Below are 11,246 nucleotides of genomic sequence, written 5' to 3' on the forward strand. Positions count from 1 at the left end.
GCTCCGCGAGGTGGTGGCGGTGTCCTCCAGCGTCAAGGAGGTACTTCGCCGTCTGGACATCAGCCCGGTCGGCGGCAACCACGCACACATCAGCCCAAACGACAGGCCGTAGGGGCCCCGGCACGTATCGCCGGGCGCCCCCGTGTCCTCCCGTCAGACCTGGGTCACCGAGGCGCTCAGCGTCCGAACCCCAGAATCCCCCGCAGGCTGTCGCCGACCGCCGCGACGGCGGGCTGCAGCGTGCTCGGTGCCTTCTGCGTCGCCGGCTGCGGCTTCGGGTCGGCGGTCTTCTTGCACACCGCGTCCGCCACGCCGTTGCCGTGCGGGACCTTGCCGTTGGTCAGGTACGTGGCGAGGTGCTTGTCGAGACAGGCGTTGCCGCTCAGCGTGATGCCGTGGTTGCCGCCGCCCTGCTCCACCACCAGGCTGGAGCCCTTCAGCAGCCGGTGCATGGTGACGCCGCCCTGGTAGGGGGTGGCCGCGTCGTCCGTCGCCTGGAACAGCAGCACCGGCGGGAGCTTGCTGTTGGCGACGTTCACCGGCTTCAGCGTCTTCGTCGGCCAGAACGCGCACGGCGCGTTGTACCAGGCGTTGTTCCAGGCCATGAACGGGGCCTTCTCGTAGACCGCCCAGTTGTCCTTGCGCCACTGCTTCCAGTCACGCGGCCAGGACGCGTCACGGCACTGCACCGCCGTGTAGACGCTGTAGCCGTTGTCGCCGGAGGCGTCGATCGCCGCGATGTTGTCGTAGGCCTTGACCAGCGCGGCGGTGTCGTGGTTATTGACGTAGGCCGCGAACGTCCGGGCGAGCGTGGGCCAGTAGGCGTTGTTGTAGCCGCCCGGTATGAAGATGTCCTCCAGCTCGGAGGCGCCCACCTTGCCACCGGCGGGCTTCTTGGCCAGGGCCGCCCGCATGGCGTACCACTTGGCCTCGATCTTCTTCGGGTTCGTGCCGAGCTTGTACGTGGAGTCGTACTTGGCTATCCACGCCGTGAACGCCTTGTGACGCTTGTCGAAGGCGTAGTCCTGCTGGATGTTGTCGTCGTACCAGACACCGGTCGGGTCGACGATCGAGTCCAGCACCAGGCGCCGCACCCGCTCGGGGAACAGCTTGGCGTAGACCGCGCCCAGGTAGGTGCCGTACGAGTAGCCGAAGTAGTTGATCTTCGGTGCGCCGAGGGCCTTGCGGATCGAGTCCATGTCCTTCACGGCGCTGACCGTGTCGATGTACGGCAGGACGTCCTTGTACTTCGTGCCGCAGGCCTTGGCGAAGGACTTGGCGCGCGCGAGGTTGGCCTTCTCCAGTGCCGGTGTGCTCGGCACGGAGTCGGGGCGCACGGGGTCGAAGTGGCCCGGCTTGCAGTCCAGGGCGGGCTGGCTCTGCCCCACTCCGCGCGGGTCGAAGCCGATGACGTCGTACTGGGCGGCGACCGCCTTGGGCAGGGACGACGCGACGAACGAAGCCAGCGACAGGCCGCTGCCACCGGGGCCGCCGGGGTTGACGAGCAACGGGCCCTGGGACTTCGGCGCGGTGTGCGGCACGCGGGAGAGAGCCAGCGTGATCTGCTTCCCTCGCGGCTTCGCGTAGTCGAGCGGCACCTTCACCGAGCCGCACTGGAGCGTCGGGGTGTCGTCCGTCCCGCACTTCTTCCAGGTGATCTTCGCGGCGGCGGTCGTCAGGGCGGTGTTCGCGGAGTGTGACGCGCTGGCGTTGGCGGGGGCGGCGGTGAGTGTCCCGGCCAGAACGACCGTGGCGCCGCACAGGACGGCTGCGCTTCTTCTCATGTGGAGTTCTCTCGCAACGGTGAGGGGGGTCAGGCCCGCGAGTGACACGGGCCGTGCCGCATCGTTTCGGAAGAGCGCACCGCGCATGTACGAATTCGAGCAAGACTTGACCAAATCGAGGCACAGCCCGCTCTCAGGAAGCCTTCAAAAACGGGGTGTTCTAGCGATATCGGACAGGCGAGCCGGACCGCGGGGGCCCGGCCTCCACCGGGCGCCCCACCTCACGCCGTGCTCACGTGGCCGTGCAACTCACACTCGGCACAGCCCCGCCCCCGGGCGCGCCGCCCAGGCCGAAGCTCGCCGAACCGCCCACCGGGACACTCCCGTTGTGCGCGGCGTTGACCGCCGTGACGGTCGCCCCGCTCTGGGTGTGCGAGGCGTTCCACATGCTCGTGACCTTCTGGGAGCCGCTCCAGGTCCAGGTCACCTTCCAGGACTTCAGCGGCAGCGTGCCCGCGTTGGTCACCTTCACCTCGGCGTTGAAGCCGCCGCCCCAGTCGCTGCTGACGGTATAGGCGGCGGTGCAGGTCGCGTTCCCGCCACCCGGGTCACCGGGGTCGCCCGGACCGGGTCCGCCCGCGTCGAAGCCCGGGGCCTTGACGGACGCCAGGTAGGCGTCCTTCGCCGTGTCGACCGTCTGCCAGTCGTCCTTCAGGATGCCGCCCGTGTCACCGGAGTTGGGGTTCCAGGACCAGAACGTCCAGTGGAAGCCGTCGGCACCGTACGCCGACGTCGAACGCAGGTACTTCACCAGCTCGGCCAGCCACTTCTGGTCCACCGACGGCTGGAGCGTCGTACCGAACTCGCCGAGCCACACCGGGGCGATGTTCTGTTTGAAGATGTAGCCCCAGTACTTGTCCCAGATCCCCGGCATGTTCGCGGGGAAGGACGGGTCGGAGAACCAGGACTGCTGCGCCACCGATGTCGCGTAGTCGTGCGCCGAGTACACCAGCCGGTTGGGGACGTCCAGTTGGACCGGGTACTGGGCCACGCCCATGAGGTTGCCGCCCCACCAGCCGTTCACGCCGTTGTGCGACTGCACGCCCTCGACCATGACCAGCAGCTCGGGGTTGGCCGACAGGACCGCGTTGCCCGCGCGCTGGGCGGCGAGGCGCCAGTCGCGGGAGGTGTCGCCGCAGCCCCAGCAGGCCGGGTCGTGGGGCTCGTTGTGCAGGTCGATGCCGACGACGGTGGGGTTGCCCTTGTAACGCGTCGCCAGGGCCTTGAGGTTGGTGATCCACGTCGACTCGGGGACCGACGCCGTGTACCAGAGGGCCGACTGGCCCGCCGCGTCCGGGCGGTGCCGGTCCAGGACGATCTTGAGGCCGGACTGGCCGGCATAGGCGACGATCTTGTCCAGGACCTGGAGGGACGTCAGCCCGCCCAGGTCCGTGTTCTTGCCGTCGGTGTTGATGCTGTCCGGCATGGTGCCGGGCTTGAGGATGTCGTCGCTGTAGGGCATGCGGATGGTGTTGTAGCCCAGCGACTTCATCTGGTCGATCATGCTCTTGTAGTCGCGGGCCCACAGGCCGTGGACGACGTGGCTGGCGGTCTCGAAGCCGAACCAGTTGATGCCGGCGATACGGACGGGCTGTCCGGCCGCGTCCAGGATCAGCCGGCCACTGGTGTGCCAGTAGCCGGCACCTGCCTGCGCGTCGACGTCGGCGAATGCCGACGACTGCGTACCGGCCAGGGGTAACAGGAGCGCCGCGGCGACGCACAGCGCTCTTCGCAGAGTGCGGAACATGGCTGCTTCCTCTCGGGGAGGCGCGGCCCCGGAACGGTTGGGAGCGCTCCCACCCATGCCGCGCACTTCCCAGGAAACTGACACACCATGGGCACGTCAAGAAGGATGCCCGCCCTCATCACGCCGCTCGGGCCTGAGCAGGGTGCGGCCGCACCGTACGGCACCCCCGCGGTCCGCTACGGCCACCTCCCGGGCCCGGCCCGGCCGGCAGCCGACGAAGACCGATGCCGTCCGGGCGCCACGAGCGCGGCGATCCGCTCCACGGCCTCCTCGATCTGCACCAGGCACTGCTGCACTTGGGGCGGGGGTTCGCCAAGAGGGTCTTTCACATCCACATCACCCATACGGGCCGACACGGCACCACGGCGAGCGGCCGCGCCCCGTACGAGGGCGGCAAACCGTGCGGCCGGATCCAGCGTGCCCGCGGCGTCCTCGGACCGCGCCAGCCGGACGAACTCACGGAAGGTGAACGCACGGGACAACGCACGCACGGGGGAGAGCCGCACCGCGGCCTCACGATGCTCCCGCGCGGCGCCCAGCACCAGGTCCGCATTCTCGACCAGGCCCTCGGTCAGCCGGCGGGAGCCCACCCCGCAGGGCTGCAGGCCGCGTCCGGCGAGGAAGGAGGTGACAGCAGCCGCCGCAGGCACACCCACGACGGCCCGGGTGCCGGCACTGCTCACGTGGATCACTTGCCGATGCTCGAGCAGCTGGTGCCTGAGCAGGCACTCGGCAAGCGGAGAGCGGTAGAGGTTGCCGGTGCAGACCACGAGTACGCGGAACGGGGGCACGCACCCTCCAGGCAGGGAGAAAGAGGAGATCAGGACATGCGGCGCGGGCCCATCATCATCGGCACGTCCGCCGGGTGGCCGCAGCGCCCGCACGGGTGTCGCGTCCAGGGCTCACGCCAGGCGAGGCAGTGATCTGCATACGCCATAAGGCGGCATGTCTTTCAAAAGGGCTTAAGAAGTACCGTCGGGTGCTATCTATGCACATACCGTACTCGGGGTCGAACCATGCCGTCGCCTATATCCACCGGAGGAGCGTGAATGCGATGACGGCGTCATCGAAGTGTCGTGCCGCCTTCGCGACCGTGGCAGCCACTGCTGTCCTGGCCGCAGTCCCTGCCATTGGGGCCCAACCTGCTCACTCCCAGCCGTATCCACCCAATCCCCCGGAGCTGACCCTCAGCGCCACCACCGTCAGCGCAGGAGAGGACCTCGACTTCACAGGAACCGGGTTCGCTCCGAACGAGGGGGTGAACGCCTTCCTGTACTCGAAGCCGTTCCAAATCGGCCACTTCACCGCCAACGCCAACGGCACAGTGAAGGGCACTGTCACCATCCCCAGGTGGACGGAGCCGGGTTGGCACGTCTTCCGCCTCAAGGGACAGAAGTCGAAGCGGGCCCTTCAGGCTGTGATCAAGGTTCGCTCGTACAAGCCGCAACTGAGCAACACCGGTGACAAGAACTCGTTCACCCTGCTGGGCGGAACGGCAGCACTGCTGGCGCTCGGCGGCGGCACGATGGTGACCGTCCGGCGCCGACAGCGTGGCTGACCACCTCGCCGAGGGGACAGTCGCGAAGCCGGGGACCGGCGGCCGCTAGCGGGTACTCCGGCGGGTCACGTCACATGGCCGCCGGAGTACCCGCTGAGGCCGTCGCGGCCCGGGCCGCCTGAGGCAGGCTCCTCGGGAAGGCACCGAACCCAGGCGGCCCGAGACCGGTGAGGTAACCGGCACCCCGCGATGCCAGGGGAATTCGTCCCCGAGGGCTGCGACCGCGCGAGGTCGGCGAATTCGCGCCGGACGTCCGACTGCCACTGCCCCCTCACGGGGGCGACTCACCTTCGGCCCCGGCTCCGGCCGCCGCGGAGACCCTCAGTGCCGCAGCGTGCCGGAACCGAGGTTGTCCACGTACCAGGCGTACGTCCGGGTGATCCCTTCCCGCAGGCCGATACGAGGAGTCCAGCCGAGCGTGGTGAGCCGGGAAACGTCAAGGAGCTTGCGCGGAGTGCCGTCCGGCTGCTTCGTGTCCCACTCGACGCTCCCCCGGTACCCTGCGACGTCCGCGACGAGCTCCGCCAGCTCCCGGATGGTCAGGTCCGTGCCGGTGCCGACGTTGACCGGGGCGTCCGCGTCGTAGTGCTCGATCAGGTGCAGGCAGGCCCGGGCCAGATCGTCCGCATGGAGGAACTCCCGACGGGGTGTACCGCTGCCCCAGTTCACCACCCTTCCCGCGCCCGACTTCTCCGCCTCGTGGAAGCGCCGGATCAGGGACGGCAGCACATGACAGCGCTCGGGGTGGAAGTTGTCGCCCGGCCCGTACAGGTTGGTCGGCATGGCGGAGATCCAGGGCAGCCCGTACTGGCGCCGTACCGCCTGCACGTGCAGAATGCCGGCGATCTTGGCGATGGCGTAGGCGTCGTTGGTCGGCTCCAAAGGCCCCGTCAGCAGCGCCTCCTCGCGGATCGGCTGCTCGGCGAACTTCGGGTAGATGCAACTGGAGCCCAGGAACAGCAGCCGCTCCACCCCGCGCTCCAGAGCCGCGTCCAGCACGTTCACCTGGATGCGCAGGTTGTCGGAGAGGAACTCGGCAGGCCGGGTGGCGTTCGCCTTGATCCCGCCCACCCGCGCCGCGGCCAGCACCACCACGTCCGGGCGCCTGGCCGCGAACCAGTCGAACACCGCCCGCCGCTCCCTCAGGTCCAGCTCCGCAGAGCCCGGCGCGACCACATCGGTGAACCCCTCACGGCGGAGTTCCCTGCGCACGGCCGAACCGGCCAGCCCGGAGCCTCCGGCCACGAACACGCGCGCCGAGCGGTCGAGGGGGCGGTGCACCCTGCCGTCCGGCACCGGGGCGGGTGCGTGGACCGCCGAGGCGGCCGGGACTGCGGCACCGGTATCAGTACAGGCGCTCATGGGCTCGATGCCCTCCTTCGCGGACGGGGTGTCAGGGGGCGCCGTCTGTCGCGGCTCCGGGAAACGGACCACTCATGAGCCGAGCAGCACCGGTACACAACATTTGAAAACGCGACACAACGGCATGAGGCGGATGATAGCGCCGATTTCCGTATTCTTGCCGGGGTGCCGGAGGTGCCGGAGTTCGGGCGGCACCTGTCCGTCCTGACGGCCCTGCCGGAGAAGAAGGCGTGTGACCGTCGTGACGGACAGCGCCGCACGCCACGTGGCCAAGAGGAAGCAGCATGCTGAAGACGAAGATCGCCGATCCCACGAGGCCCGGATCCCTTGCCCACTCGGCTCGCGCGAAGCGCTGGGACGAACTGCTGCGATGTTTTCCCGACCTGGCCGAGATGCACGTTCTCGACCTCGGCGGCACGCCGACCGCCTGGCGTGGCGCGCCCGTTCGGCCGGCGCACGTGGTGACCGTCAACCTCGACCCGCGCACTGCCCGGCATGCCGAGTCCGGAATCACGCCGGTCGTCGGGGACGCGTGCGGCCTCTCGCTGCCGACGCACATGGTCACCCGGCGATTCGACCTCGTGTACTCGAACTCCGTCCTGGAGCACGTGGGAGGGCACTACCGGCGGCGCCAGTTCGCCGACACGGTGCACAGCCACGCGGACCACCACTGGGTGCAGACCCCCTACCGCTACTTCCCCGTCGAACCCCATTGGCTGTTTCCAGGGTTGCAGTGGCTCCCGTTCCGGGCTCGCGTCGCCGTGTCCCGGCGCTGGCCGCACGGACACGTCCCACGCGCGGGCCGTGCGCAGGCCACCCGCGACATCCAGGAGGTCGAGCTGCTGTCCGCGGCAGAGATGCGGTCCTACTTCCCCGCTTCCAGCATCTGGTTCGAACGCTTCGCCGGACTTCCCAAGTCACTGGTCGCGAGGAAGTGAGCCGTGCCCGCCGTCCTCCCCCGCTCAGGTGTGTTTCCCACCCCCACAGCCCAGCAAAAGGAGTCCGCATGACGGACAAGACGGCGCTCATCACCGGCATCACCGGCCAGGACGGCTCCTACCTCGCAGAACTACTGCTGGAGAAGGGCTATATGGTGCACGGAATCGTCCGCCGCGCCTCGACCTTCAACACGCAGCGCATCGAGCACCTCTACCGGGATCCGCACGACCCCGAGGCACGCCTCTTCCTGCACTACGGCGACCTGACCGACGGCACCCGGATCGCGGGGCTGCTGGAGCGCCTGAGGCCCGACGAGGTCTACCATCTGGCTGCCCAGTCGCACGTACGGGTGTCCTTCGACGAGCCGGAGTTCACCGGGGATTCCACCGGGCTGGGCACCACGCGGCTGCTCGAGGCCGTCAGGACGACGGGCCTGCCCTGCCGGTTCTACCAGGCATCCAGCTCCGAGATGTTCGGCGCCTCCCCGCCGCCTCAGCACGAGGGCACCCCCTTCCACCCCCGCTCCCCGTACGGGGTCGCCAAGGTGTACGCGTACTGGGCGACGCGCAACTACCGGGAGGCGTACGGGATGTACGCCGTCAACGGCATCCTGTTCAACCACGAGTCTCCTCGCCGCGGCCCGACCTTCGTCACCCGCAAGGTGGCCACGGCCGCCGCACGCATCAAGGCCGGCCTGGAGAACGTCGTCTACCTGGGCAACCTCGACGCCCGACGGGACTGGGGATACGCGGCGGAATACGTCGAGGCGATGTGGCGGATGCTGCAACAGGACGAACCCGACGACTACGTGGTCGCCACCGGCGTCAGCCACAGCGTGCGCGACTTCGTCGAGCAGTGCTTCGCCCACGTCGGCCTCGACTGGCGCGACCATGTGCGCTTCGACGAGCGCTATCTGAGGCCGACCGAGGTGGACGACCTCGTCGGAGACGCCTCCAAGGCCGAGCGGGTCCTGGGATGGCGCCCGGCCGTGCGCGCTCCGGAATTGGCCCGGCTCATGGTCGACGCCGAGATCGCGGCCCTGTCACCGGCGCCTGCCGTCTCCGTCGGCGCGCCCGCCGCTCCGACGGCGCCGGAGTTGGTCGGGCGGTGACGCGTACAGAGAGCCCGGCCCCGCCGAAGGTGGCCGTCCTGATGACCTGTCACAATCGCCGGGCGCGCACTCTGGCGGCCCTGGCGTCATTGCACAGGCAGACCGGTCTGCCGCCCGGGACGTCCCTGACCGTGCACCTCGTCGACGCCGGAAGTACCGACGGAACGGGCGCCGCCGTACGCGCCGCCTTTCCGGGCACCGATGTGGTCAGGGCGGATCCCGGTGTGTACTGGGGCACGGGCACGGCCATGGCGGCGGCGCGCGCGGACCCCGGCGCTCACGTGCTGTGGCTCAACGATGACGTGGTCCTCTCCGTGAACGCGCTCGCCGTGCTGATGCACACCGCCGCCCCGCTCCAACGGGCGTCCGTGGTCGTCGGCGCCATGCTCTCCGCCGACGGCAGCCGCACCACCTACGGCGGCTACCGGCTCCTTCGCGCCCGCTGGCGCCCGCCGCGTCTCGAGCGGGTCGAACCGGACCCCCGTCGGCCCCTGGCCTGCGACTCCTGCAACGGCAACGCGGTTCTGGTCACCCGGGCGGCACGAGGGGCACTTGGAGACCTGGACCCCGGATTCCCGCACCGTATGGGGGACAGCGACTACGGACTGCGGGCACGCAGGGCCGGCGTCCCGGTTCTGCTGGCTCCGGGGCACGTGGGTGTGTGCGACGACCACCCGCCGTTCGCCCCCGGCACGTCCCGGGCCACCGGGATCACGGTGCGCACCGCGCTGCGCCGGGCGACATCGGTGCGGGAACAGCCCCTCGGTCCTTGGTGGCGCTTCTGCCGTCGGCATTTCGGGGTCTGGTCACCGCTCCTCTTCTGCTCCCCGTATGCGAGGACGTTCGTCACCGCGTTGTGGACACGACGGTCTCCGGCCGGCGGCGTACCCGCGCCACCACCGCCACAGCCGGCGACGAAGGATCACCTGCCCCTCTGAAGCCCCCTTCACAGCCGCGGCGTGCTCCCGCCTCCGGCTCTTCAGCTCCCCCAGGACGGACCAACGGTGCAGCACCTAGCCGTCGCCTCGGACATGACTCAGACCCTCTTCCTGGGACTGGCGCTCTTCGCCGTCCTGTTGTGGATCTTCACCCAGCACTGCAACACCGCCATCGGTCTTCTGCTGGGCGTACAGGTGTGGGCGATCGCCGCGGGCGGTGAGACCCCGTTCCTCGACGTCGGCTTCGCCGTCCTGCCGAGTGATCTGCTGGCCGCCTGTGCCGTGCTCGTGGCCGTCGCCCGGCTGCTGCAGCGGGGGGCGCCGACCCGGGCGGAGTTGCTGCTCCTGCTGGCCGTCATGTGCCTGATCGCGTGGTCGCTTCAGCGAGGAGCGGGCACATTCGGCCTGGCCTCCGCCGCCAATGACGCCCGCGTCTACTTCTGGCAGTTCTTCGCCTCGGCCCTGTACGTCGCGACCGCGCCCCTGCACGCCGACAGGGCCCGGGTCGTCGTGCGGCTGTGGTTGGTCACAGCCGCCGCGTACGCCGCACTGAGCCTGGCCGGATGGGCGAACACGGGACTGCATTCGGTCGTCGACGCCGCCACCGTAGGCGGGCAGGCGTACGACGCGAGGCCGGTTCCGGCCAGGTCTGCGCTGGTCCTCGCGCAGAGCGCGGTACTCCTGTTGTGCCCATGGGGCGGGAACTCGTCCGCATCGGCCAGGACCGTGGAGTACGGCCCTGGAGGCGACCGGCGGGGGCGGAAAGGCCGGACGACGGACGGCGGCCGCAGGAGGATCCTGCCGGCGCTGCTCTGTCTGGTCCTCGTGGTCTTGCTGCAGCACCGGACCGTCTGGGCGATCGTCATCGTGATGGCTGTCGTCGGGTGGGCACTGGTTCCCGCCCGGGCTGGTCAGCGCCTGGCCTGCGCGGCGGCGGCCCTGCTCTCGTTGTGCGTGGTCACGCTGGTGTTCGCCGCCGGCATGTTCGGCAGGGTCGGCAGCGTCCTCGCCGGCTCTTTCCTGGAGACGCAGGACGAGAACAGCACCTTCGCCTGGCGGGTTCTCGGCTGGCAGGAACTGCTGAAAGGACCGAAGACCCTGGTCGAATGGCTGCTGGGCAGTCCGTTCGGCTCCGGCTACGACCGGTGGGTCGGGGGCGTGGTGATCTCCGTCTCCCCGCACGATTACTACCTGCACGTCTTGCTTCGCCTCGGTGTGGTCGGACTGCTCACGCTGCTGGCCGTGTACCTCCTCGTGTGGCGGCGGCTCGGTAGCGTCGGGAACGGCACGCCCGCACTGCGGCTGGTCGTCGTCTCCCACCTCGTGCTCTTCGTCTCGTACTCTCCGTTCCCCGAGCAAGGCGTTCTGCTCGGGTTGTGCCTGTGGCAGCTGCGTGCCGACGCGGCAGACCGGTCCGGCGGTGGGCCGAGGAAACCGCTCGTCGACCGCAGCGGGACGAAACAGCCGGAATGGAGCCGGATCCAGGGAACGGTGAATACCGGGAAGGAACGGGAGCAACCCCGAGAATGGGACGATGACTCTCCTTCATCGCGCCCGTCTCGCCGCCCAGCGCTTCGGCCTTGACGTGAACCGGTGGCCGCAGTGCTCACCCGATCACCGCGTCGTGCAGCTCATTCTCCGCAGCCGCATCGATGTGGTGCTCGACGTGGGGGCGAACCGTGGTCAGTACGCAGCGATGCTCAGACGGTTCGGATACCGGGGAAGGATCGTCTCGTTCGAGCCGCTCCACGAGCCCCTGCGGACGTTGCGGCGCCGGGCTGCGGCGGACCCGCTGTGGACGGTGTTT

At 69.4% G+C, this 11,246-nt stretch carries 10 protein-coding genes; 6 read left to right on the forward strand and 4 right to left on the reverse strand.

The annotated features are described in order from the left end of the window. Positions 1 to 176: 176 nt before the first annotated feature. The 3 genes from ABZ281_RS18980 to ABZ281_RS18990 all read right to left on the reverse strand — a co-directional run bounded on the left by ABZ281_RS18980 (position 177) and on the right by ABZ281_RS18990 (position 4,322). A complete protein-coding gene (locus ABZ281_RS18980) occupies positions 177 to 1,784 on the reverse strand; it encodes an alpha/beta hydrolase (RefSeq protein ID WP_356656885.1) in 1,608 nt (535 codons plus the stop codon). A gap of 232 nt (positions 1,785 to 2,016) precedes the next feature. After that, positions 2,017 to 3,531 (reverse strand): cellulase family glycosylhydrolase, encoded by a 1,515-nt coding sequence (locus tag ABZ281_RS18985; RefSeq protein WP_356656887.1) that lies wholly within the window; start codon positions 3,529 to 3,531, stop codon positions 2,017 to 2,019. Between the two features lie 176 nt (positions 3,532 to 3,707). Continuing rightward, positions 3,708 to 4,322, reverse strand: coding sequence for a low molecular weight phosphatase family protein (locus tag ABZ281_RS18990; RefSeq protein ID WP_356656889.1), 615 nt, complete (start codon positions 4,320 to 4,322; stop codon positions 3,708 to 3,710). Between the two features lie 302 nt (positions 4,323 to 4,624). Between ABZ281_RS18990 and ABZ281_RS18995 the strand changes: the two genes are divergently transcribed. Then, positions 4,625 to 5,089, forward strand: a complete 465-nt coding sequence (locus ABZ281_RS18995; RefSeq protein ID WP_356656891.1) for an LPXTG cell wall anchor domain-containing protein — start codon at positions 4,625 to 4,627, stop codon at positions 5,087 to 5,089. 321 nt (positions 5,090 to 5,410) lie between these two features. On the opposite strand, the gene ABZ281_RS19000 is transcribed toward ABZ281_RS18995, so the two are convergent. After that, complete coding sequence (locus ABZ281_RS19000) at positions 5,411 to 6,451, reverse strand: GDP-L-fucose synthase (RefSeq protein ID WP_356656893.1); 1,041 nt, start codon at positions 6,449 to 6,451, stop codon at positions 5,411 to 5,413. A 284-nt stretch (positions 6,452 to 6,735) separates the two neighbouring features. Between ABZ281_RS19000 and ABZ281_RS19005 the strand changes: the two genes are divergently transcribed. From ABZ281_RS19005 to ABZ281_RS19025, 5 genes are all read left to right on the forward strand, one after another. After that, the gene (locus ABZ281_RS19005; RefSeq protein ID WP_356656895.1) at positions 6,736 to 7,389 is read left to right on the forward strand and encodes a class I SAM-dependent methyltransferase; all 654 of its coding nucleotides are present in this window, start codon (positions 6,736 to 6,738) and stop codon (positions 7,387 to 7,389) included. A 68-nt stretch (positions 7,390 to 7,457) separates the two neighbouring features. Then, positions 7,458 to 8,501: a GDP-mannose 4,6-dehydratase gene (gene gmd / locus ABZ281_RS19010; RefSeq protein WP_356656897.1), complete on the forward strand. Its 1,044-nt coding sequence runs from the start codon at positions 7,458 to 7,460 to the stop codon at positions 8,499 to 8,501. A 29-nt stretch (positions 8,502 to 8,530) separates the two neighbouring features. After that, entirely contained in the window at positions 8,531 to 9,439 is a 909-nt protein-coding gene (locus ABZ281_RS19015; protein WP_356656903.1) for a glycosyltransferase family 2 protein, read from the forward strand. A gap of 93 nt (positions 9,440 to 9,532) precedes the next feature. Next, a complete protein-coding gene (locus ABZ281_RS19020; RefSeq protein ID WP_356656899.1) occupies positions 9,533 to 11,023 on the forward strand; it encodes a hypothetical protein in 1,491 nt (496 codons plus the stop codon). Positions 11,024 to 11,063: 40 nt separating this feature from the next. Next, positions 11,064 to 11,246, forward strand: a 183-nt coding sequence (locus tag ABZ281_RS19025; protein ID WP_356656901.1) for an FkbM family methyltransferase, incomplete at its 3' end; no start/stop codon positions are given.

It is taken from the genome of Streptomyces sp. NPDC006265 (genome assembly GCF_040613555.1).
Classification (GTDB): domain Bacteria; phylum Actinomycetota; class Actinomycetes; order Streptomycetales; family Streptomycetaceae; genus Streptomyces.

Bases quoted from the DNA above. Each gene is read 5' to 3' on its own strand.
- gmd (WP_356656897.1), top strand. From the start codon at position 7,458: ATGACGGACAAGACGGCGCTCATCACCGGCATCACCGGCCAGGACGGC.
- ABZ281_RS19020 (WP_356656899.1), top strand. From the start codon at position 9,533: ATGACTCAGACCCTCTTCCTGGGACTGGCGCTCTTCGCCGTCCTGTTG.
- ABZ281_RS19000 (WP_356656893.1), bottom strand. From the start codon at position 6,451: ATGAGCGCCTGTACTGATACCGGTGCCGCAGTCCCGGCCGCCTCGGCG.
- ABZ281_RS18980 (WP_356656885.1), bottom strand. From the start codon at position 1,784: ATGAGAAGAAGCGCAGCCGTCCTGTGCGGCGCCACGGTCGTTCTGGCC.
- ABZ281_RS18985 (WP_356656887.1), bottom strand. From the start codon at position 3,531: ATGTTCCGCACTCTGCGAAGAGCGCTGTGCGTCGCCGCGGCGCTCCTG.
- ABZ281_RS19005 (WP_356656895.1), top strand. From the start codon at position 6,736: ATGCTGAAGACGAAGATCGCCGATCCCACGAGGCCCGGATCCCTTGCC.